13 protein-coding genes are annotated in these 23466 nt (G+C 57.7%); 6 read left to right on the forward strand and 7 right to left on the reverse strand.

Annotated elements, in window-relative coordinates:
• Together VGM18_02810 and VGM18_02815 are read right to left on the reverse strand one after the other, a co-directional pair.
• The coding region (locus VGM18_02810) for an Ig domain-containing protein (GenBank protein ID HEY3971904.1) at window positions 1-570 on the reverse strand (570 nt) is incomplete at its 3' end.
• Between the two features lie 284 nt (window positions 571-854).
• Window positions 855-1742: a LuxR C-terminal-related transcriptional regulator gene (locus tag VGM18_02815; protein ID HEY3971905.1), complete on the reverse strand. Its 888-nt coding sequence runs from the start codon at window positions 1740-1742 to the stop codon at window positions 855-857.
• A gap of 521 nt (window positions 1743-2263) precedes the next feature.
• On the opposite strand from VGM18_02815, the gene VGM18_02820 reads away from it, so the two are divergent.
• The 3 genes from VGM18_02820 to VGM18_02830 all read left to right on the forward strand — a co-directional run bounded on the left by VGM18_02820 (window position 2264) and on the right by VGM18_02830 (window position 6817).
• A complete protein-coding gene (locus tag VGM18_02820; protein ID HEY3971906.1) occupies window positions 2264-3685 on the forward strand; it encodes a di-heme oxidoredictase family protein in 1422 nt (473 codons plus the stop codon).
• 62 nt (window positions 3686-3747) lie between these two features.
• Complete coding sequence (locus VGM18_02825) at window positions 3748-5208, forward strand: di-heme oxidoredictase family protein (protein HEY3971907.1); 1461 nt, start codon at window positions 3748-3750, stop codon at window positions 5206-5208.
• A gap of 184 nt (window positions 5209-5392) precedes the next feature.
• Entirely contained in the window at window positions 5393-6817 is a 1425-nt protein-coding gene (locus VGM18_02830; GenBank protein HEY3971908.1) for a choice-of-anchor tandem repeat GloVer-containing protein, read from the forward strand.
• Window positions 6818-6836: 19 nt separating this feature from the next.
• Here VGM18_02830 and VGM18_02835 read toward each other — a convergent pair whose 3' ends face one another.
• The gene (locus VGM18_02835) at window positions 6837-9239 is read right to left on the reverse strand and encodes a tetratricopeptide repeat protein (GenBank protein ID HEY3971909.1); all 2403 of its coding nucleotides are present in this window, start codon (window positions 9237-9239) and stop codon (window positions 6837-6839) included.
• Window positions 9240-9399: 160 nt separating this feature from the next.
• Window positions 9400-11532, reverse strand: coding sequence for a kelch repeat-containing protein (locus VGM18_02840; protein HEY3971910.1), 2133 nt, complete (start codon window positions 11530-11532; stop codon window positions 9400-9402).
• Between the two features lie 319 nt (window positions 11533-11851).
• Here VGM18_02840 and VGM18_02845 point away from each other — a divergent pair, with 319 nt between their 5' ends.
• A complete protein-coding gene (locus VGM18_02845) occupies window positions 11852-13984 on the forward strand; it encodes a kelch repeat-containing protein (protein ID HEY3971911.1) in 2133 nt (710 codons plus the stop codon).
• Complete coding sequence (locus tag VGM18_02850; GenBank protein ID HEY3971912.1) at window positions 13981-16086, forward strand: kelch repeat-containing protein; 2106 nt, start codon at window positions 13981-13983, stop codon at window positions 16084-16086. The genes VGM18_02845 and VGM18_02850 overlap by 4 nt, the downstream gene beginning before the upstream one ends.
• A 295-nt stretch (window positions 16087-16381) precedes the next feature.
• On the opposite strand, the gene VGM18_02855 is transcribed toward VGM18_02850, so the two are convergent.
• Window positions 16382-17929 carry a hypothetical protein gene (locus VGM18_02855; protein ID HEY3971913.1) on the reverse strand — a complete coding sequence of 516 codons (1548 nt, stop codon included), beginning with the start codon at window positions 17927-17929 and terminating at the stop codon, window positions 16382-16384.
• Between the two features lie 477 nt (window positions 17930-18406).
• Here VGM18_02855 and VGM18_02860 point away from each other — a divergent pair, with 477 nt between their 5' ends.
• Window positions 18407-20803 carry an FG-GAP-like repeat-containing protein gene (locus VGM18_02860; GenBank protein ID HEY3971914.1) on the forward strand — a complete coding sequence of 799 codons (2397 nt, stop codon included), beginning with the start codon at window positions 18407-18409 and terminating at the stop codon, window positions 20801-20803.
• 113 nt (window positions 20804-20916) lie between these two features.
• Here the strand turns inward: VGM18_02860 and VGM18_02865 are convergent, their stop codons facing one another.
• Both VGM18_02865 and VGM18_02870 read right to left on the reverse strand, forming a co-directional pair.
• Window positions 20917-22161 (reverse strand): hypothetical protein, encoded by a 1245-nt coding sequence (locus VGM18_02865; GenBank protein HEY3971915.1) that lies wholly within the window; start codon window positions 22159-22161, stop codon window positions 20917-20919.
• Between the two features lie 165 nt (window positions 22162-22326).
• Entirely contained in the window at window positions 22327-23457 is a 1131-nt protein-coding gene (locus VGM18_02870) for a kelch repeat-containing protein (GenBank protein ID HEY3971916.1), read from the reverse strand.
• Window positions 23458-23466: the final 9 nt, after the last annotated feature.

A 23466-nucleotide genomic window follows, 5' to 3' on the forward strand; every position in this document is an offset into this window, starting at 1 on the left:
GCTGACCGAGGGCGCCTGATACAGACCGCTGCTGGAAATCGTACCCCTTGAGGCCGACCAGGTCACGGCAACGTTGGAGCTGTTCGCCACCGCGGCGGTAAACTGTAGCGTTCCTGACGATGAAACCGACGTGACGGCGGGGCTGACAGTCACATTAATAGATCCGACAGTATTGACGGTAATCTGAAACGATTGCGACCCCTCGGAGTTCTTAGAATCCGCGACTCCGACGGCGAAGTTATAGACTCCGCTCTTGCCGGGAGTTCCAGAGATCGTTCCCCCATTTGGGCTCAGAGTGAGGCCCGTGGGAAGCGACCCTGACGTGAGTCTGAAAGCGTAAGGCGCAGTTCCGCCGATCACGCTGATGGTTCCGTTGTACGGTAGGCCCATGGTGGCAGAAGAAAGCCGGCCGGAGAGGTGCGGAGTCGTGGTGTCTCCCGAGCCGGCGGCGGAAACTCCGGCACAGCCGGTCAACCATGTAACGCACAGTAGAAGGGCGGCCAGGCCAACGAATGAAAGAACGTTGGAGTAGCGCTGATTCCGAACTGGGGGACGTGCGTCGGACCTCATTGTTGTCTTACCTCGAATGGGGGTTCAAGTGGACGCTGCAAATGCACAACGTCCTGAGGTAGACAGTAGACAGGCCGGGCTGCTGCGGACAGATACCCGACGGCCAATTGGCGGCCGGGTAAAAGTACATGCATGCGCCGAAACCCAGAGGCTAATTGCGTGCAGAGGGTAACATGACTGGTCTAATGTGGTTGGTAACGTGCCGGTAACCGGGACGCGAAGTGGGTAAGCGGAGAAATTTGCGGCGGAGAAAGGCTCAGCGGAGCTGGGCTAACGCAGAAAAGTCAGCGGCGCACAACGCGCACCGGCAACTCCGTGCGAGAAGCGATGGCGGCTGAGGGGGCTTCTTTTCTGGAGGCGACGACGGGATCCAGCTTCGCGGCCGGGTCGGTCTTGTCCGCCGATCCATGACTCGCCGATCCATGATTCGCCGACCCATGATTCGCCGATCCATGATTGTGCGATGCGTGATTCGCGGATGCATGATCCGCGGATGCATGATTGCCGAGGGCATAAAGAACAACTTCAACCCGGCTGGAAACTCCCAGCTTGTCGAAGATGCGGAACAGGTAATTCTTGACAGTGTGTTCCCTGAGATTCAGGCGCTGTGCGATTTCGCGGTTGCTGAGTCCCTCCGCCACGCAGCGCACGACATCGATTTCCCGCGCCGACAGAAGCGCATCCCCGCTGGCGCTGAGGAATTTCATGGGAACGGGTTCTGACATCGCTTCCAGGAGGTATTGCAGTTCAGTGCTGTTGGCCCAGATCTGGCCCTCGTGGACACAGCGAATGGACTTGGCCAGCAACTTGAGCGACTCGGTGCGGCAGAAAACGCCGCGCGCTCCGGCGCGGAAAGCTTCGATCACGGGCGTACGCTCGGAAGAGTCCAAGAGCATAATGACCCGGGTGCCGGGCGAAACGTTGCAAACCTCCCGGCTCAGTGTAAAGCCGCCGCGCGCGTCCATTCCCTGGCGCGCGCTGATCAGCGCAATATGGGAGCGCTCGCGCTTGAGCACGGAGAGGATTTCGGCATCTTTCGACACCGGGCTGGCCACATTGAACTGCCCGTCGCGGCCCAGCGTCTCCACCAGCAACTGGGTGTTCATGGACGTGTTATCGGCGGCGAGGACGCGAATCCGATCTTGTTGAGGAAAGCTGGTCAATTGCGCCATGATGGGAGAGCCTGGAGTAAGAAAACGTTTAGGAGTCCTTCGTTCGTCAGTATCACGATTGCGGTAAACAACGGTTTTAGCAAGATGTTGAGGGGGACTGGATAGCAAACCTAAGTCATCAGCCGTTAGTCTCTGATCCGACTTAATTCGTCCCTTTTCCGAGACGAAGCGTCTAGAGAGAAGGTATTAGGGCGCTGGCACCCGGTAAATGGCACTTTAGGGCTATTGTTCAAAGGGTTATCCCCGCCCCGTATATTAGCAGTTGGTGCATTTCGGGGCCACGGGAAAGACGAACGTATGCAAAATTCTTCACGGAGTCGATCCTCTCATTGACACTTTTTTTGCCCTGTACTACCGTACGGTGAGTTGACGTGTAGATTGAGCTGGAAACTCTACCCCCCTACAACTCCCTCGTAGTATCGCTGCTAAAAAGCAGCTCAAACGGAATAGCACCTCGGCGAACACAGGTTGGATATCCCATGCCCAGATTCGATGATTCTTCTAGCCAAGACCACTCGGGAATGAAACCCCGGCGACATGTTCCTTATTATCTCGCGCTGGCCGCTTTGCTGGCTGCGTCTGCGGCCGTGCTATTGTCGCGGCCGGCAGTGGTGCACGGTTCAGCGCTGGCCACAGACCCCGGTCCGCGCCCGCTGCCCGCCGACGCCGGCAACTTCTACTCGAATCTGACGGCGAATCAGAACGCGATCACCACGCGGCTGACCCAGATTTTTACTGAGGTCAACTTTGTCGCGGGTGGACCGCTGGTCAAGACGGTAGGCCTGGGGCCACGCTTCAATTCCAATTCCTGCAATAGCTGCCACGCGTATCCGGCAGTGGGCGGTTCGAGTCCGCCGAACAATCCGCTGTTCAACATCTACCAGTTGCAGGGCGCGACCAATACCATGCCTTATTTCATTACGCCTACGGGGCCGGTGATTGTCGCGCGCTTCCCATACAAGTCAGACCTGGTGAGCCCGGACGGCGGCGTGCACCAGATGTTTACGATCTCCAATCGTACCGATGCGCCGGGATGCACGACAGAAGTCCAGCCGAATTTCACGCAGGCGCAGCAGCAGAACAACATCATTTTCCGGCAGGTCACTCCAACGTTTGGAACTGGACTCATGGAACTGATCCAGGAAAGCGACATCCTGGCCAACATGAATTCCAATCTGACCCTGAAGCAGTCGCTGGGCATCTCTGGCCATCCGAACTACAGCGACGATGACGGCACGATCACGCGCTTCGGCTGGAAGGCGCAGAACAAGTCGCTGCTTTACTTCTCGGGTGAAGCCTACACCGTGGAAGAAGGCGTGAGCGACGAAGCCTTCCCCAGCGAAAACGACGAGTCGATTCCGAGCTGCCTGCCGCCGTTCCCGGTGCCTCCGGGAACCAACAAGACCAAGGGTGTTCCCGACGATCGCAACGATACCGGCGAAGCTCCGAAGATTCCGGTAAATTTCCCGAGCGATCTGGAGCGCTTCTCGCTGTTCATGCGCTTCCTGGCGCCGCCAACCCCGGTGCCGCCGACCCAGTCGACTGCCAACGGCCTGGTGCAATTCAACACTATCGGCTGCAATATGTGCCATACCAACTCATTCACCACGCCGAAGGCTTCCATCGCAGCATTGAGCCAGGTGCAGGCGAATCTGTTTTCCGATCTGCTGGTTCACGATATGGGACCTGCCAACGCGGATAACGTCTCTCAAGGCAACGCCACGGGGGATCAATTCCGTACCGCTCCGCTGTGGGGTATCGGTCAGCGAATCAGCTTCATGCACGACGGCCACACCAAAGACATCGTGCAGGCGGTTGAGGATCACTACAGTTTGGGGAATGGAACATATCCCAATTCGGAAGCGAATCAGGTAATCAACAATTTCAACGCGCTGTCGCCGACAAATCAGCAGGATCTGATTAACTTCCTGCGGTCGTTGTAAGCGTTCGGGGCACGATCAAGACGAAGTTACGGAGACGAAGGGCCAAAGCGAAGGGGAAGAATATGTCGGGAGAAACGAACAATATGCACGCTCAATCGAACAAATCGAAGATGCTGCGCGTGGCGCTGCCGGCGGTGCTGTTGCTGGCGGTATGCACGGCAGCGGCGGCTTACTTCCCAAGGAGTTCCAAGGCGACCAAGCCGAGCTCTGCCCCTTCATCTCGGACCAACGTCGCTCCGCCTCCGAGTGTCGCCGCGACCGATCCCGGACCGCGGCCGCTGCCCGCCGATGCCGGCAGTTTCCTTTCGACGCTGAGCGCGAATGAGCAGCAGATCGAGCCCAGCATCACCACCGAGTTCAACCGCACGCATGACGTGATCGTTACTTCTCCGACGGACGGCGGCCTGGGGCCGCGATTCAATGAGAATTCCTGCGCCAGTTGCCACGCCTATCCGGCAGTCGGTGGATCGAGCCCGCCGACGAATCCGCTGTTCAATATCTACACTTCCAACGGTGCGCAGAACACCATGCCGTCGTTCGAAAGCTCGAGCGGGCCGATCCTCGAGGCGCGCTTCATCAACCAGCCGGGCACGACCACTCCGGACGGCACCGTGCACCAACTGTTCACAATTACGGGCCGCACCGATGCCGCCGGTTGCAACATTCAGCAACCTGATTTCGTGACCGCGCAATCAACCGGTAATCTGGTGCTCCGGCAAGTGCCTCCGACCTATGGAGACGGACTGATTGAGGTAATCCGCAACATCGATATCGTTAACAACATGAATGCCAACCTGACGAAGAAAGCCTCGCTGGGAATTACCGGGCATCCGAATTACAGCGGCAACGATGGCAGCATTCAGCGTTTTGGGTGGAAGGCGCAGGTACGGTCTACGCTGCTGATGGCGGCGAACCAGATGAATGTGGAAATGGGCGTCACCAACGAGACGTTCCCCAACGAAATCGATCAGACTCCGGGCTGCGTTCTCAATCCCGTACCGGAAACCGTTACCAACTTCACGCCCGGCATCCTGACCGAAATGTTCCCTGCCGACGCGGAGCGCACGGAATATTTCATCCAGTGGCTGACTCCGCCGACGCCCGCTAAGGCCACCACCTCCACCAATAACGGGAAAGTGCAGTTCACCAACGCGGGCTGCGTCTACTGCCACACCACTTCGTTTACGACGCCCGCGACCTCGCGTCCGGCGCTCGGAGACATCAAGATCAATCTATATTCCGATCTTATCGTGCACCACATGGGCCCGGGTTTAGCCGATGGACTTCCGCAAGGGCAGGCTGGTCCGGATGAATTCAGGACCGCGCCGCTGTGGGGGATTGGACAGCGCCTGTGGTTTCTGCACGATGGCCGCACCAGCAACATCGTGACGGCGATTGAAGATCACTATAGCCTGGGCAACGGCTCGTATCCGGCGTCGGAAGCGAACCAGAGCATCACCAACTTCAACAACCTGAGCCCGAAGAACCAGCAGGATCTGGTGAACTTCCTGCGGTCGCTGTAAGGGAGATCCCGTCGGGCGAGGAGAATGTGGGAGCAGAGGTCAGTCGTTGCCCGGCAGAAGAAGGTCCTTCGTCCGTAATAACAAACAGTAAACAGGTGGTTAGGACGCGGCATGCCGGTTCCGTTTTCAGCGCCCGCTTTTTGGTGTTTTGCCGTAGTTAACGAGGCCTGAGGGGTTCTTGGAAATGAAGACTTCGAAGTCTCGGCCCAATCCTGGCCTCGCACTTGTTTGTGCGACGATCATCCTCGCCCTCGCTGTGTGCGCTCAAGCCCAAACGGTTACCAACCTCGCCGACTTCAATGGCAATGACGGGTACTTCCCGCAAGGGGCGGTGGTCCAAGCAACTGACGGAAACTTCTATGGCGTGACTGAAAATGGCGGCGTGAACAGGTCTGGCAATGTCTTCAAATTAACGCCCGCAGGTAAGCTTAGCTCTTTTTATGATTTTTGCTCCACGCCAAACTGCGCCGATGGAGCAGATCCACGCTCAGGACCCATTGTCGGAAGCGACGGAAACTTCTACGGAGTCGTGTATGGTGGCGGCAACGCTGGCCAGGGTACCTTCTACAAGATGACGATGCGCGGCAAGCTTACGACTCTTTACACCTTCTGTACCACTTCGTCATGCCTTGACGGTTCGAGTCCCGGCGGCATCATCCAAGCTAGCGACGGGAATTTCTACGGCACGACAGCATACGGGGGAAATTTCAATGGCGGCACGATCTTCGAAATCAGTTCAGCCGGCAAGTTCAAGTTGCTGTACACGTTTTGTGCCCAGGCGAATTGTGCAGACGGCAAATTTCCATATTTCCCGCCCATCCAGGCCAGCAACGGAAGCCTGTATGGCGCTACAACCTACGGGGGAACTAGCGGATACGGTGTCGTGTACGAGATAACCCCAGCCGGGAAATACAAAGTAATCCACAGCTTTTGTTATGCCTGCATCGAGGGCTGGGTGCCGACCACGATTGTGCAGGATGCCAACGGGAATTTTTTCGGCACAACCTCCAATGGCGGCGATTTCAACTACGGGACCGTATTCGAGATCACATCGAGCAATCAATACGTCGTCTTGCACAGCTTCAACAATACGGACGGAGCTTGGCCTGTGGCGGGATTGACGGTGGCCAGCGATGGCAATCTGTATGGGATGACATGGGGAGGAGGAGCAACGGGAAATGGCGCAATCTTCCAGATCACTCCCGCAGGAGTTTTCACATCAATCTACAGCTTTTGCGACCTCAGTTGCGGCACTGGTACCGTTCCGGACGGGTGGTTGTTTCAAGCCACCAACGGCACCATCTACGGAACCACGACTGGTGGGGAAAACCTTGTACCCGGTAACGTTTTCAGCCTGTCGAACAACCTCAGCCCCATGGTGAAAACCGTACCGGTGGCGGGCAGAGTTGGGGAACGCGTCATCATCCTCGGCAGCGGACTGACGGGATCAAGCAACGTCACGTTCAACGGTACGCCAGCCGCGTTTAGAGTCGCCTCCGATACCGAGATCACCACAACGGTTCCCACGGGCGCAACCAGCGGTGCAGTTTCGGTCGTTACAGCCGCTGGTACGCTCAACAGCAACCCTGCATTTCAAATCACGAAATAGGCTGCTCACCCATGTTAAGTTACTGCGTTGCTCGAAGCCGCGCCTCGGCCGCTTTAGTAGTTCTCCCCTGCGCCTCGTATAAATCGGCTAAGCCCAGCCAGAGCTTGGCATCACCGGGCGCCAGCTTCACCGCCTCTTCCTGAAAGCTGACCGCCCGCGGCAAATCTCCCAATTGATACCAGGCCTTGGCGCGGCCAGTGGCGATCAGCGAATTGAAGCTGGCGCCGAGCGCTTCGCCTTCGCCGCCAAATGGACTCGTGCCTACGGCTTTGTCAAAGGCCGCCAGCGCTGGTTCCGGCTGATGCAGTTGCAAATCGGCCTGGCCCAGCATCATCCACATTTCGTGTGGACGCGAAGACGACTCGGCAGACTGCCGGAAAACTTCTGCCGCTTCGGCATAGCGTTTTTGGGTCATATAAAAAATGCCGAGATCGAACCAGGTCTCGTCGTTCGGTTCCAGACGGAGGCTGGTGAGAAATTCATTTTCGGCCTCAGCGGGGCGGCCGCTCTGTTGCAGCACCAGCGCGCGTAGAAAATGCAGGTTGGCATTGTTACTGAAAATCGATTGCGCGCGATCAAGGTAAGAGAGAGCTTCCGGGTAGCGTTCCAGGCTGTAGAGAACTCCGCCGGCGTTGGCCAGGAAGTTGAATAGTTCCGCCCTCGCTCTGGCGGATTGCCGCGCGTCGAGGCCCGCGGGCACGCTCAATGAAATCTTGTCGCAATCGATCTGCAAGCGATCGATCAGCGCGGAAGTCTGGGGAGTGTGCCTCATAAAGATGGCGGAGACTTCATCGAGATAAACCGGACGCCAGGACTGGCTTCGGCAAAAAGCGTGGAGTTGCGGAAACAAGGTCATGCCTTCATAACGCCCCAGCGGAACAATGATCGTATTGATATCGCGGGCCTCGGCCTCCTGTTGCCAGGCTGGTGAATCGGGAGGCGCCACACTCAATTCGTACGCGCGAAAGAAAAGCTGGGGACCGAAAGGGAGCGCGCGGCCGTCAATGTAATCCGGATAGTCAGGTGAACGCCACGTGAGGTAGCCGCCCAGACTGTAGGTATTGAACACTTTGCCGGGCAATCTTTCGTGGAGTAGAAATTGTGTCGCGCGTTGGGGGAACCACCATGAGAGCCCGGTCCCGAACAGCGACAGCTGCGACGATCGCAGGTAGTAACCATTGGAAATCAGATCCCTGGAGCGAACGGCGGCGAGAACGGTCACCACGATCGTCACCAGGAGGATTGCTAGGGTCGCGACCTTCATCGACCCAGCTGCATTCGCAGGCTCTTTCTTTGTCTTCTCGTTTCTAGCATCATCGTTGCTGAATTCATCGAGCATGGCGCCGCCAACTACCACAACAATGCAAGCAAACAGAGCTTGTAACCGTACGTGGCGAATCGTGAAATATGCGGATGCTACCAATAACAGAGCCGTTCCCCAGCGGTGCCGCCAGATGGCGGCACAGGTGCTCAGCAGAACGACAAAGATCAGCCACCAGAAACAACTCTGCGGATCGCGCCAATCGAGCGCCTGATGCAGGCTCGCCCAGGAGGGTTGAATGTTTCCCCATTCGACGATCCATGTAGAGTGAAAGCGCTGTGCGCTCTCTTGCCGAATCAAAGCCTGATAAATTGAAGCTCCCCAGGGATTCACGAACGTTGCCAAAGCGGTAAGAGCCAGCCACGGGCATGCGCGCCGCAATCGGGATAGTGCGTCGTGGCGCTTTGCAGCGGATAGCATTTCCAGAGTTTCCAGCGCGACATAGGCCCCGCAAATCGCGAGGCCGGCGACAAAACCAAGATGCAGGTTTACCCAGGCAACCATCAGAATCGGAAGCAGCCACAGTCGAGAATGGCTTGCCGGGGATCCGCCAGTATGCGATTGGCCGGTGCGATAGTGCCGCCACAAAAGACTGAGGAATGCGGCGAATAAAATCGTGGTGAACATCTCAGCACGAGGCTGAGTCCGGTTCGCGATCAGGGGCGCCGCCAACACGGCGAGAGCGCAAGTGATGATACTGTCGCGGCGCAACAGGAGCGCAATCGTGCCCGCACAGGCGAGCGCACCCATCCACGAAAGAAGAGCGTATCCTCCACCGAGAAAGGCGAGGTAGAAGGCAATGCCCGACAGAACTGGATAAATCCACGGTTGGCCGGCGGCGGTGTAGGAGAAGACATCCGTAGAAAAAATTCGGTGATGCTGCACAATCCAGCGGCCGGTGGCCAGTTGCCAGCCGAGATCGAAATCTTGCAGCGTGTGTAACCCTGCCAGTAGCGCATAGAGCAGGGCGGCAATTGCCACGATCAGACTGGAAAGTTGCGCAGTGGTGTAGCGGAAATGCGGGCCGGATCGGGCGCTGGTCTCAGAGGAACGTGCGGCCATCGGCAGGGAAGTCATCCCGGGAAAAATCATTTGCGCCATCGCGCGCTAAGCTTCTATTTACATCGCTCAAGTTTGTCGCGAGACTCCAGAATCATACATTACAGATCAAGTGTGGACCGGGATGCGACTTCACTGGGGGATGGAACTGCAAAAAAATAAGGGGGCAGCTGGCGCTGCCCTCTAAAAAAATTGTGCGAATTTACTTCAGTCCGTTGGCGCTGGACAGGATGAAGATATGATCCTCGGTGCCGATCTGGCTATCGCCGCCAAACACTACTAAGTCGTTGTCGGCAGTGCTGTAAAACGCGGCATGGAAGTAGCGCTCCGGTGCGGTACCACTCACAGTTTCGGCGGTCCAGGTAGGAGTCCCGCCCAGGCTGTTGGCATTGCTGAGGATCCAGGAGTCGTATAGGAATCGGGTGCCGTTGATGGCGTTAATGCCCCCAAACATGATCATGCGGTTATGCGCTGAATCATATACCGTGCTCTGGCCGGTTCTACCGTTAGGAGGTGTGCCCGCCGGAGAAAACTCGCGCCACCGTGGCGTTCCCGCTTGCCCATTGGCGTTCGAGAGGGCCCACACGTCAGAGAAGCCGGCCCCGCCGGCATCGCCCGCGTAGATCAGCAAAACATTATTAACCGAATCGTAAATCGCGCTGCTGTTCTCGCGCGCCGCCGGAGGCGTATTCGCCGTATTCAGCTTCGTCCAGGTGGGCGTTCCGCCTTCCCCGTTGGCATTGGTAAGCACCCAGACGTCCTGAAAATATCCGGAGGCGCAATTCGTGCCGCCGAAAACGATCAGCACATTCTTCGTCGGGTCGTACACCGCAGTCTGGTTCATGCGAGCCGAAGGCTCCGTGCCCGATGGAGTCACGCTGATCCAGTCCGGCGTGCCATTAGCTGAGTTTGCGTCGTCCAGAAGCCAAACGTCACGCAGGCAGCTGGTGGTGCTGGAGCCGCCGCCAAAAATAATCATGCGATTGCTGTTGGAGTCGTAGATTCCGGTCTGTCCAAAGCGAGGAGCGGGAGGCGTGCCCGAAGGAAAAACCTGCACCCAATTGGTGCCGACGGAAGACGCCTGGCCAGCCGCCACAACGCCGACTTCGGACCAGACATCGTTCAGCGGGCCGACTCCGGAGGAAGCAGTCTGTCCGCCGAATACGATCATCTGATCGGTGGCCGCATCATAGCCAGCACTCGGGTGACCCCGTGGCGCGGGACCCTGTTGCGACCATGTGGATCCAGATCCTAATCCGTTAGCGTTGGTCAGTGAGAATACGTGATCGTCGGTAAAGGTCAGCGGAAGCTGGCTGGTGCCGCCGAAAATCACCATCGTGTTGGAGACGGGATCGTAGATCACGCTGTCGCTGGCACGATAGGGAGCGGTGTCGGTAGGCGTCAATTGCGTCCACGCTGGGCTACCTCCGATGCCGTTTGCATCGCTAAGAATCCATGTGTCATTTCTCGAGCTGCCGCTCATTCCACCGTGCACCACCATGCGATTATTCGCCGAATCGTAGATGGCGACCTGTCCGCTGCGTGCGATCGGCGCGGTGCCGCTGGGCGAGAGTTCGGTCCAGGTGGGAGTTCCGGTGGTTCCCGTGGCGTTGGCCAGGGTCCAGACGTCGTTAAACTTCGATGCGCCGCCGCCGGCGAAAACGGTCATGACGTGATGGACGGAATCATAGATTGCACTGGCCTGGGAGCGGCCGCCGGGTGCGGTGCCAAGGGGTTGCGCCTGAGCCCAGGTCGGCGTGCCGGTTGAGCCGTCGGCATTCGTGAGTATCCACAAATCATTGTAGTAGTGCCCGCTGCAATCGGTGCCGCCGAAGATCACCATCGTGTTTGCGCTGGGGTCATATACCGCGGTATGTCCCTCGCGGATCGGCGGCAGGGTTCCGGAAGCGACGAGCTGAGACCATGTGGCGGTACCCCCGACCGAATTCGGATTCTTCAAAATCCAGAGGTCATTGACGCAGGGTCCGGGGAAGCCGGTGCCGCCGCCGAAAACGATCATTCGATTCGAGGTGGGGTTATAAACGGCGGTGTGTCCGAAGCGATCGTGCGGCGGAAGTCCGGCTGTTGGGACCGCGATCCAGTTCAGGTTGTCGGCGGTCGCTCCCGAGGAAATCACATTCTTCACTGCCCACACGTCGTGGAAGTCAGTGACAGTGGGAGTGTGCTGGCCTCCAAAAACAATCATTTGGTTGGTCGAGGAATCGTAAATGGCAGTCGACTGGCTGCGGGTGCCGGGACCGTAGCGATTCCATTTTTGCGCCGTCGCAGAAATCGCCAGCAGGGTGCCCAGAGACAATAAAATCAGTGTTCTCAAAAAGAAAAAAGAATATGGCCGGGTCAAGGAAGCCCTCCGAAATACGGGCGCAGCCTGGGCTACGTCCGGGGGTGTCACTGGGTAGGGCCTTGTGGGGGACTACTGCAGCAAGCGCTACACGTCTAGGCAGAATAGGTCTGGAGCCAACGCGCGTCAAGATGCAAATTCCTTCATCTTGACACCCGAACGGCCCTCGGCCAGACTAAGACGCTTCGATTCGTGTGATTTTTTGAGCATGCGGCGATGCCTATCCCCTGAGGCATCTGAGCCTCCGTTCGCGGACACACGACACGTTCTTCAAGCCCAGGAGTGTCAACTCATGAAGATGTGGAGAGCACTCGCGTCCGCGAGCTTCCCCCTGACACTCTGCATTCTTGTTTGTTTTCCCGATCCCATCGCAAAGGCACAGGTCTGGACGCAATATGGCCCGGCGGCGCGTTTCGCGCATACGGCTGTGTTCGATCCGGTCACGAAGAAGATGATTATCTTCGGCGGGCAGGACAGCACTACCGGCACGGATCTCAATGATGTCTGGCTGGTCGATACCGGCACTTCGAAATTTGTCACGTCCACCAGCCTGTCGCCGACTGGTTCCATCCCATCAGGCAGATTCGGGCATGTGTCCACCTACGACCCCAACACAAATCGCATGACAGTTTTTGGTGGGGGCACGGGACGGCCCGGTCCTTGCGTGAACGACGCCTGGATCCTCGACGCCGCCAACGGCCAGAATGGCACGTCTACGTGGATTCCGATTTCCGCAGCAGGCGCCCCGCCAGCTGCGCGTTTGCATCACACCGGTGTCTACGATCCAAATACCAACTCCCTGATCGTATTCGGCGGCAGTAATTGTTCGACCGGATACTTCAACGACGTGTGGGTATTGAGCGACGCGAACGGAGAAAGCGGCAGCTCGACCTGGATGCAGCTCGCGCCCTCGGGCACGCCTCCGGCGGCACGCCAGAGTGCCAGCGCCATTTACGATCCCGTAAACAATGTTATGACGGTGTACGGGGGGGACGCGGGTTCCGCGAATTTTGGAGATGTCTGGGTGCTCTCAAATGCCAACGGCAGCGGCGGAACTCCGGTATGGACGCAACTATCGCCCACCGGAACATCGCCCGCTCCGCGCTCGGGTCAGACTGCGACTTATGACAGCACGCACGATCGCATGACTATATTCGGGGGATTTCATTTGTCGCAGACGCGATCCGACACTTTTGTATTGACCTTCGCCAATGGCATCGGCGGCACGCCTGCGTGGTCACAAATCGCGACCAAGGGTACTGCCCCGGCGGTTGGCTTTGCCAGTGCGGTGTACGACTCTTCGGTGAACGACCTGTATGTTTTTGCCGGATCGAGCAGCGAAGCCAAGCTGGCGGGTGACGATCACGCCTTTACGCTGAGCAGCGCCAATGGTCTGGGGACCAGTTCATGGACGCGCGGCGGGCCGCCCGCGCGCTATTCGCAATCGATGTTTTACGACGCTGTCGGCAACAGCCTGTTTGTAATGTTCGGGGAGCACGCGCAGACCAACACCAACTTTGACGACTACTGGCAGAGCAACGGCGTGAATGATTCCAGCAACATCAATTGGATCCCGATCAACGTGCAGGGCGCGCATCCGAAAGCGCGCTGGGGACAGTCGGCCGCTTATGACAGCGTGAATAATAGGGCGATGGTATTCGGCGGAGCCACGGGATTTCCCGCGCCTTGCGTCAACGATTATTGGGTGATGACTACCGCCAACAATACAGGCGGCAAACCGGCGTGGGTTGCCCAGACTCCTACCGGAACGTTGCCGGGAGTGCGGATGCGCCACTCGGGCGTCTATGATCCGGCCACCAACAGGCTTATCGTCTTCGGTGGCTTCAATTGCCAGTCGACGTATTACAACGATGTGTGGGTCCTGAGCAATGCGAACGCTATTACGGGTACGCCATCATGGACGAAGCTGACGCCGACTGGAACGATCCCGAGCGCGCGGCAAAGCAGTTCCGCGATTTACAACTCATCGAGCAACACGCTGACGATTTATGGCGGAGATGCCGGCGCTGCGCCGTTTGGCGATATCTGGATACTCTTTCATGCCAACGGAACCGGGGGCACGCCGCAGTGGAAGCAAGCAAATCCTACCGGCGGCGCTCCGGTCGCACGCTCCGGCCACACCGCGACCTACGATGTCACCAACGACCTGATGACGATTTACGGCGGATACGACGGCACCCATCTATTAAACGACACCTGGGTGCTTTCCGATGCGAACGGGAACGGAGTTCTTCCCAAGTGGACGCAAATTATCCCGCTCACTACGGCGCCGGCACGCCGCTTTGCCAGTGCGGTCTATGACCCGATCCACAATCAAATAAATATTTTCGGAGGCGTGTTCGAACTGCCTTCGCTTCCGGATGATCATCTTTACTCTCTAACGAATGCGAACGGACAACCATGAAAAAATTTGGCTATCTCCTCCTGTTTATTTTTCTGGGCGTGGCTTCATTTCTGAACGCTCAGGTTTGGACGCTGTCCGGTCCGCCTTCCCGCCACTCGCAAACCGCGGTCTACGACCAGACGACTGCCCAAATGATTATTTTCGGCGGACAGGAGACCTCGAGCAACACCGACCTGAACGACGTGTGGCTCGGTGTGACCTCTTCCAATCAGAACGAACGGTTCACCCAATTGCTGCCCACGGGCACGCCTCCCGTTGGGCGCTATGGTCAGGTGGCGACCTACGACCCCAACAGTAATCGTATGACGATGTTCGGAGGCGCGGAGGGCATGCCTGCGCCGTGCGCCAACGATTCCTGGATTCTCGATAACGCCAATGGCAGCGGGAAGGCCCAGTGGGGGGAGTTGTCCCCGTCGGGAACACTGCCTCTAGCGCGAGTTTATTCCTCTGCGGTCTATGATCCCGTCACGGATTCAATGATTGTATTCGGGGGCAATAATTGTTCGACGGGATACTTTGACGATGTGTGGGTTCTGAGCAGCGCCAACGGTGAAGGTGGCACGCCGCGATGGACCAAGCTGTCGCCCTCCGGCACACCTCCAGCGGCGCGCGAGAGCGCCAGCGCTATCTATGACTCGGTCAACAACATTATGACGATCTATGGTGGCGATGCCGGGGGAACCGGTTTCGGCGACGTGTGGGTTTTGTCGAATGCCAACGGAACGGGCGGGACGCCGGTATGGACACAATTGCATCCGGCCGGTACTGCTCCCGGCACTCGTACCGGGCAAACGGCCGTCTTCGATAGCTCAACCAACCGGATGATCATTTTCGGTGGAGTGAACGCCGGCGTGACGCTCTCCGATACGTGGCTACTGAACTCGCCCAACGGGTTGGGCACTCCCAGTTGGTCGCAGCTGAGGACCGCGGGCACTGCGCCCAGTGTTGCATACCACAGCGCAGTGTATGACCCTGTGTTGAACAATATGTTCTCCTTCGCCGGCAGCAGCAGTGCCGACAAGCTCTCCACCAATTCGCATGCCTTTACCCTATTCGACGCCAATGGCGTAACCGGCGGTGGCGCCCGATGGATTCTCGGTGGACCAGCCGTGCGCTACTCACAATCGGCGTTCTACGACACCGTGACCGACAGCGTATTCGTCTTCGGCGGCCAGCACGCCAAGACCAACAATGACTTTGCCGACTACTGGCAGGCTTCGGCGGTCACGGCTTCTTCCAACTTGAAGTGGACGGTTCTGCATCCGCCGGGAGGAGCACCGTCGGCACGTTTCGGTCACACTGGCCTGTTCGACAGTGGCAGTGACCGGATGATGGTTTTTGGCGGCGCCACCGGTTATCCTGCGCCGTGCGTGAATGACTATCACGTACTGGAATTTGCCAATACGAAGGGTGGCTCGCCGGTCTGGGTCAAAGAAAGCCCGACCGGCACGCTGCCGCCGGTTCGTTCCTTGCATTCCTCGGTGTACGATTCCGTTACCAATACCCTGATCGTCTTCGGGGGTTACGATTGCCACACCACCTACTACAACGACATCTGGATCCTGAAGGATGCTAACGCCGTGACCGGAACGCCGGCCTGGAGCAAACTGGCGCCCACAGGCGCTCCTCCGGGCGTGCGGGAGAGCAGCAGCGCGGTCTACGATTCCACCACGAATACGCTCATTGTGTTCGGCGGAGATGCCGGCGGAAGCAGTCAGTTCGGCGACATCTGGCTGCTCTCGAACGCCAATGGCACGGGCGGGACTCCCGCGTGGTCGGTGCTTACGCCTTCCAACAAAGGGCCGGCCACGCGCTCCGGCCACAGCGCCACCTATGACAGCGTGCATAACGTCATGACGATTTATGGCGGTTACCACGGGGGGCAAATTCTCACCGATGTCTGGATTCTGGATGCAGCCAATGGGCACGCTGGCGCTGCCAGTTGGGTTCAGAGTCTTGTCGGGCAACCCCGCCGCTTCCAGAGTGCAATGTACGATACGACTCTGAACGAGATGATTACCTATGGGGGACAAACCAGCACAAATCCTCTGAATCCCACATCGGATATTTGGATTTTGAGCGACGCCAACGGGTTGAAGTGAGCGTGATCGCGGTTGATTGAGAAGGAATAAGTTACAGAACTAAAGAACTAGGAAACGAAAGAGCGGCCACCTTCTGGCCGCTTCTTTGTTTCGTAAAATCAATGTTTCGTAAAATCAACTCTTTGCGTTCTTTGCGGCGTTCTCTTCGCGCACTTTGCGGTTTCAGGTTTTGGCCGGACTATTGGCGACATCAACACCCTTAACCGCAAAGGGACGCAAAGAAATGCCGCAAAGAACGCAAAGAGCCCAAGGACACAACTCGAACGGTTTTCTAGTCTTGGCGGACATCAAATCCTTATGGCAATGTGGCCGTCTCCAGCAAAATCGGCTTGGCACCGATCGGAACTGTGCCGCCGCTGATGCTGGTCTCCGTTCCGGCGAGATCGCGATATAGCGTGTAGCCTGCGGGTACGGTGTAGACGGTCGTTGGACAGCTGCCGTTGAGGCAATCCTGCGAGGCGTTCCATACCGCCAAGGCCGAGTACCCGCCGGAACGCGTAAAACCACAAGTCCAGACGTTTCCGGTCGGACTCACCGTACATGGGGCGCTCAATGTAGCTCCTACCATCCACTTAGAGACTTCGTTCCAGGCTCCGACCGCTTCTATCGTTCCCGTACCGCTCGTCCAAAGGGCCCCTTGATAACCTTGGGTACTATCCCAGCGATACCAATATCCGCGATCGACGCCCATGGACCACTGGAGCAGCTCATACCGGGCCAGGAATGCGGCCTCTCTATCCTGGTCGAGGAATCCTTCGTCGGCGGCTTTGCTCCATCCATCTTCGGTATCGAACCAGGGCTTGCCGGACTCGCCGGGTGCCGCTGTAATCGCGGTATTCATGTCGTCAATGACCGCGATGACGTTCTCAGGAATCGGGCACTGGCCACTCATGCCGGAGGACACGTAACCGTGAAAGCCGATAATGTCGGCAAACTGGCCACCAAAATACCCAGTACCGAGTGGCACTTGGGTGCCAAAGTAGGTAGCGAGATTCGTCTGGACGGCATTGAGAGTCGACGCAGTTCCGACGGGCACGGGCGTAATGATTCTAGCGCTGGTGTCAATTGGCGACGCCGGAAGTGTTTTGCTATTGGGATTGCACAGTAAGCCAGCTGGTGGTCCTTCGATTACGCACCGTGCGTCCTGTTCCAGGCGCACCAACTGCGCGGGAGTGCCGGTCCAGAATAGCGTAGCGTTCCACTCGTTCCAGATTTCGTAGAACTTGATCTCGCCCTTATAGCGTGTAGCGACTGCTGTCACCCATGCGATCCAGGCCGCATCCGTGCCGCTGCCGTCAGAGTTCAGATCGCTCGGCGGATCGCATTGTCCCGGGCCGCCTTCCGTGGAGTCACTGTAAGCGCAACTGCTATCGTTCGGGTTGCTGGAGATCCACGCCGGAGTTCGGGCCAGGTCATACAGCAAGTCTACATTATTAGCTTGGGCAGCTGAGACGAAGCCATCGAGGATTGCCCAATTGGCATCGGGAATGGGGCCAGATGCCGTGTCGATCTGTGCCCAGCCCGTAGCGGTATCCCACAACCGCAGCCCGCCGTACGGGACGGTCACCGTGTTCAATAGACCGCTGCTGCCCACGTGCAAATCCATGAACGTGGCGGGCACCGCTCCATTTGTCAACCCGCCTTGGGACTTGGGAGACGTCGAAAATGGAACCGGCTGGGCGCAGGCAGCGCCGTTCCCGCCGCCGCCTCCGCCGTTGTTAGGTCGGTTAGAACTACCGCCTCCGCAGGCAACCAGGCTAGCCAGCGTGAGCACAGGGAGGATCAGCTGTAGGAATTTGACGAAGGTGTTCGAGTGCGATGTGGGGGATGGGCTCTTCGACATCGTTATATTTCCTCGATTTGTTTTGATCAACTACCTGCAAACCCGAGCGCTGTGCGATCATAACCCCGGGGCCGGCAAAAAGTTGCGACTCTTTCCCACGGAAACGACCTAAAATGTTTGATTGCAGCCGATTTCTTTTGCGGTGAAGAGGGGAATCACGCGATTCCAGCGCGGGTCGGCCGCACGATAGTCGGAGCATGATCTCGATTATTGATGAGGTCGATCGTCGCTAGTCGATCGACAATTTGGTCCTCTGACCGTCGACCGGTCGAATTCACCAACAGAGCCCTCCCGGGAATTTTAGCTATCTTCCCCAAACCAAAGGCTCAGTATGCAATTTCCTTCATCTTGACAGTAAAGTTGAACCCGGCGACACTACCCTCTCGACTCGGTTTCGTTCCCCTCCCCGCCCTTCCGAGCGATCTTTAGGGCTCCGCCTCAATATCGTCAAAAAAGAAGCAATAGAGGGAGACACTCGTGACATCCTGCCAACAGTCCGCCGCTAGCCTGCCTGAGAAAAGCATCTCACACCGCCTCAACATTTATCTGAAGCTAACCATGATGGTGATGTTGGTCCTGGCGGTGGGATCGTCCGCAGCGCTGGCCGGCAATGCTCTTCCGCTGATCAACGCTCCGCTGGTGCCCGCGCAGAAAACGCCGGGAGCGGCCGCATTCACGCTGACCGTGAACGGCACCGGGTTTGTTTCGGGCGCGGTGGTGGAGTGGAACGGCAATGCCCGCACCACTACGTTTGTATCGAGCGAAAAGCTGACTGCTTCTATTCTGGCTACCGATGTGGCCACGACCGGAACCGCCGCGGTAACCGTCTCGAATCCTGCGCCCGGCGGCGGCCTGTCGAATGTGGCGTATTTCGCCGTTGTCAAAGCCGGCTTCACCGCAGCCTACGGCAAGCTGGATTACGCCACCGACACTACTCCTCAGGCGGTTGCGGCCGGAGATTTTAACGGCGACGGCAAAATGGACCTGGCCGTGGCCACCGGCAACAACAGCGTGTCCATGTTGCTGGGTTCCGGCACAGGCACCTTTCCCACCCATGTGGAATATCCGGTTCCGGGACATCCCATCGCGATCGCCACCGGCGATTTCAACGGCGACGGCAAAGTTGACGTCGCGACCGTAGACGAATTTCAGAGCGAAATCACCGTGCTTCTGGGCAACGGCGACGGCACCCTCCAAACCCATGTGGAGTATCCCACCGGCACTCATCCTGTGGCGCTGGCTACGGCGGATGTGAACGGCGACGGCCATCTGGACATCATCGTCTGCGATCTGAACGACAACAAGGTTGCGGTTCTGCTGGGCAATGGCGATGGCACCTTCAAAGCGCACGTGGATTACGCCACGGGCAATGGTCCGAGCAGCGTGGCGATTGGCGATTTCAACGACGATGGCAAACTTGACCTGGCGGTAGCCAACAATACCGACGCGACCGTCTCCATCCTTTTGGGTAATGGCGATGGAACTTTCCAGGGACCGATTCCGTTCCCGACCGCGGTCGGCGCTAACAGCGTGGCCATCGGCGATTTCAGTGGCGACGGCAAACTGGATGTCGCTGTCGGCACTTCGAACAAGCAAGTCTCCATCCTGCTGGGCAATGGCGATGGAACCTTGCAGAATCATAAAGAGTATGCGATTGGCGCCAATGCGGTCATGGTAGCCGCGGCGGACATGAACGCCGACGGCAAGTTGGACCTCGTCACCGCCAACTATAACGACAATACCGTGTCGCTTCTGATTGGCAACGGCGACGGCACCTTCAAAGGCGAGTCAGTTTATCCCACCAATTCCGGGCCGAACTCACTCGCAATCGCGGACTTCGACGGCAGCGGCAAGCTCGAAATCGCAGCCACCAATCTCAATGGGAACGTGGTTTCGGCGCTGACGGCCAACGTCATCTCGCTGACTCCCAGCGTGCTCGCCTACGGAACGCAGACTTCCGGCATTAAGAGCTCGGCTAAGGTAGTCACGCTAAAGAACGGCGGCTCGACGGCCTACACCACGATCACGCCGACTTGGGTGGGAGCCTACCCGACCGACTTCTCGCAAACCACCACTTGCGGCGCAACGGTTGCCGCCGGCGCAACGTGCACCTACTCGGTGTACTTCGATCCCACGGCGTCGGAAGCGGCGAATGCGCAAATGCAGTTTAAGTCGTCGAACGGCAGCATCATCGCCGTCCAGGGGGTCGGACAGGGCAATATCCCAATCTACCTGGCGCCCCGAACCATAACCTTCGCGGGATATCAGTTGGTTGGCACCAAGAGCGCCGGAAGGGTCGATACGTTCACCAATAAGAGCGGCGTGAACATTTACTTCACAAACATCGATTTGGAAGGGCAAAACCAGAGCGATTTCAGTTTCACCAGCACCTGTGCGGGTGGCGGACCGCCGTTTAACTACACGGTGCCCCTGCTCCCGAGCGCCAGTTGTACTTCGACCATCTACTACAGCCCGACCGCCTCCGAGCAGGACCACGTGACGCAGGTCTACTACGGCAACCTGACGCTCGGGAAGCAAGGCTTGCTGATCAGCGGGACTGGGACCGTGGTCAGCATTACCCCGACCTCGCTAAATTTCGGCGACCAGAAGGTGGGAACGACGAGTGCGGCGAAAACGATCACCTTCAAGAACACGGGCTCAACTCCTCTGAACATCAGCAGCGTCAGTTGGTCCGGTCAGAACGACTTCGCCCAGACTAACACTTGTCAGCCAAGCGTTCCGGCCAACTCGTCATGCACGTTCAGCGTCACGTTCAAGCCAACAGTAACGGGAGCCTTGAGCGCGACCTTGCTAATCGGCGACCCGGACCTTACAGGGCCGCAGTCGGTTACGGTGACGGGTACAGGCGACTAGTTGCAGCACGAGCCCTAAATTCGGGGCGGATGCCGAAAGCTTTCGGCATCCGCCCCGTCGTTCTAGACTGAAACTCGTAGGCCAATCAAGGCGAGACGGCGCGCCGCGCTACGCTACGGAATACTGTAAGAAGCTATAACGTTAAATTGGCCCAGAGTGGTGCATCCTGAGCCAGGGTCCAGCACGACCTTGATTTCCGACCCTGAGGAAACGGAAACCGAGCCGGTCCAAACTGCATCGGCTCCCGAGGACGAAAACGGTGCACTCGCCAGTATTGTCGACCCAGATTTAACCTTTAAGGTCGGGTACGTCGTGCAGCCACTTGGAGCGAACCCTTGGATGATCCCGCCGCGCAAGGTACGGAGCGTTAATCCCGTCTGGGTTTGCGGAGTAAAGTATGCGACCGTAGTAAGTCCGCTTGCCGGATTTACGAATTCTACAAAGCTCGTAAGATAAAAAGGCCCCGCATTGCTCGAGTCAACTGCATAGGTCAGGTATTGAACGTATTCCGCGACTGTGTCCTCACAACCGTCTGTGGTAGAAAAAACACTGTTGAGCACAACAGGTGTGTTGCCCGCTGTTGAGTGACCACTAAAAAGATCCCAGGCAATAACGCCCGTGTCCGGGACGTAGTCATCGTTTGGTGTTCTTTGTGTACCAGAGGCGAGGTACCAATAAGCGCTCGTGCAGTTTTGCAGAAATCCGACATCCTTACTACCATTGTCGAAATTATCGTAAACTAGGGAAATCCCAGGGAAAGAGGACCCGGCGATCGGCTGCCATCCGTGGCTGAGCGGATTGTCGAATTCGGCTACAATAGTCTTATTTGTCGCTGGGTTAGGAATATGGAAGTAAGACGTGGCTTCGTGGGGCTGAAGGTCCGCGGATCCTAATTGGTACTCCAGTTCGGCAACAAACTGTAGGTTTTGTAGTCCTCCAAGGCTCCCCGAGATCGTGCACGTCGAATTTCCAGGCATTTGAACGAAAAGGTTGAAATAATCATTGGTTCCAGTGTATGACACCGGCACCGAAACGCTTTGCACCCCATTTGTGAATGTCGCGGTCGCAATTATCTGGCCCTTCCCATTCTCGATATAAGCGTATGGTACGTTCGTGCTATCGGAGCACCCGGAGAGCACACCTCCAGTTAAGACCACGGAGAAATTCGTCACGTTAACGTCTGGGAATGGGATCCAAACGTAAGCGGTCCCAAAAGTATTTCCATTGGTCAGAGGGATCGAATTGTAAAAATTCAAATAGTACGATCCTCCATAGGTGGTTTGGGCGATGGCGACCTGACTTACAATCGCTCCCGCCATTAGTACCACGAGATACAAACTCGTTAGATTTGGTTTCATTGGAATTCTCCCTTCAAGGTAGCTTCCTAGCTGTGGATTCTGATCGCGCCGGAATGCCGCGTCAATACAAAACGGGAAGTGAGGAGGCTTAGGCCCCTCGGCGAATAGTTGCCGGATAAGTGAGCGAGTCGCTGACCTATGATGCACGCCTTAGTTGGTCCGATGTTACCGAGGCCGATAGATCCAGGTCTTCGCCGTGCTCACGCCTTTTGAATCGTAGCCGCCGAAGATGCGGGTGGTGCCGTCCATGAGTTGGACGGCGGCGGAAAAGTAGCGGGCGGTATCGAGGCTGCCGTCCACGGTGCGAAACGAGCCAGCCTTTACGTCATAAATTTCGGCAGACGCTGCCCCGCCCACAATCAGCACTCGGCCATCGAACGCCGTGGACGCGGGGAGATTGAAGCGCGCCTCCGTGAGACTTCCGGTGGGAGCGAAGGAATTGCTTTCCGGCTTATAAATTTCTGCGGAAGTTAACGCGGAGTGACCAGTCCCACCAGTGCCGCCCGCGATCAGCACCGCGGCATTAGCCAGCAGCGCGGCAGTGTGGCCGAAACGCGCGTGCTGAAAGCTACCTGCGGGCGTAAATTTATTCGTCTTGGGATCGAAAATTTCCGCGCTGGCGATGGCCGTGTGACCGCTTCCCCTGCCGCCCGCGATCACTCCTCCTGCGATCAGGACGCGTCCGTCCGCCAGCAATGTGGCTGTGTGGTAGGCACGGGCCGTGGACATCTTTCCCGCCAGAGTCCACTTGCCGTCGAGAACGTTGTACAGTTCGGCGGACGCCAAAGGCTGGTTTCCATCTTCGCCGCCGGTAACCAGCACGCGGCCATCGCGGAGCACAACTGCAACAGCGTGCGCGCGGCGCGCATGCATGTTTCCGCGAGGGGTGAACTCGCCCGATTCAAAATCGAAGTCTTCGGAACTGGCCAGCGTAGCTCCTCCGCGGGTTGTGCCGCCTGCGACCAGAATTTTCCCGTCGGACAGGGAAGCGGCGACGTGGCCTTCGCGGGCAACGCGCATGTTCGCTCCCGGCGAGAACGTCTCCGTGGTGGGATCGTAGATCTCGGTCGACGCCAGAACGACGCCATGCTCCTGTTTGCCGCCGGCGATCAGCACTTTAAAATCGGGCAGCATGGTGGCCGTGTGGCCGCCGCGAGCCGTGGTCATGTCGCGTCCGGCGGTGAGTTTTCCTACTGGCGCGCTGGGTCGGACGGAGAGATTATTTTGCGAGGTCGCAGCGCATGCCAGGAATAAGCAGAGGAACGCCGATCGCGCGGTTGGCGAGTTCGTCTTCATCTGAATCTA

It is taken from the genome of Candidatus Sulfotelmatobacter sp., assembly GCA_036500765.1.
In the GTDB taxonomy this organism is placed as follows: Bacteria; Acidobacteriota; Terriglobia; order Terriglobales; family Acidobacteriaceae; genus Sulfotelmatobacter.

Coding starts and splice junctions, on each gene's coding strand:
- VGM18_02820 (HEY3971906.1), top strand. CDS start 2,264: ATGAAACCCCGGCGACATGTTCCTTATTATCTCGCGCTGGCCGCTTTG.
- VGM18_02855 (HEY3971913.1), bottom strand. CDS start 17,929: ATGTCGAAGAGCCCATCCCCCACATCGCACTCGAACACCTTCGTCAAA.
- VGM18_02835 (HEY3971909.1), bottom strand. CDS start 9,239: ATGGCGCAAATGATTTTTCCCGGGATGACTTCCCTGCCGATGGCCGCA.
- VGM18_02825 (HEY3971907.1), top strand. CDS start 3,748: ATGTCGGGAGAAACGAACAATATGCACGCTCAATCGAACAAATCGAAG.
- VGM18_02845 (HEY3971911.1), top strand. CDS start 11,852: ATGAAGATGTGGAGAGCACTCGCGTCCGCGAGCTTCCCCCTGACACTC.
- VGM18_02870 (HEY3971916.1), bottom strand. CDS start 23,457: ATGAAGACGAACTCGCCAACCGCGCGATCGGCGTTCCTCTGCTTATTC.
- VGM18_02815 (HEY3971905.1), bottom strand. CDS start 1,742: ATGGCGCAATTGACCAGCTTTCCTCAACAAGATCGGATTCGCGTCCTC.
- VGM18_02865 (HEY3971915.1), bottom strand. CDS start 22,161: ATGAAACCAAATCTAACGAGTTTGTATCTCGTGGTACTAATGGCGGGA.
- VGM18_02850 (HEY3971912.1), top strand. CDS start 13,981: ATGAAAAAATTTGGCTATCTCCTCCTGTTTATTTTTCTGGGCGTGGCT.
- VGM18_02830 (HEY3971908.1), top strand. CDS start 5,393: ATGAAGACTTCGAAGTCTCGGCCCAATCCTGGCCTCGCACTTGTTTGT.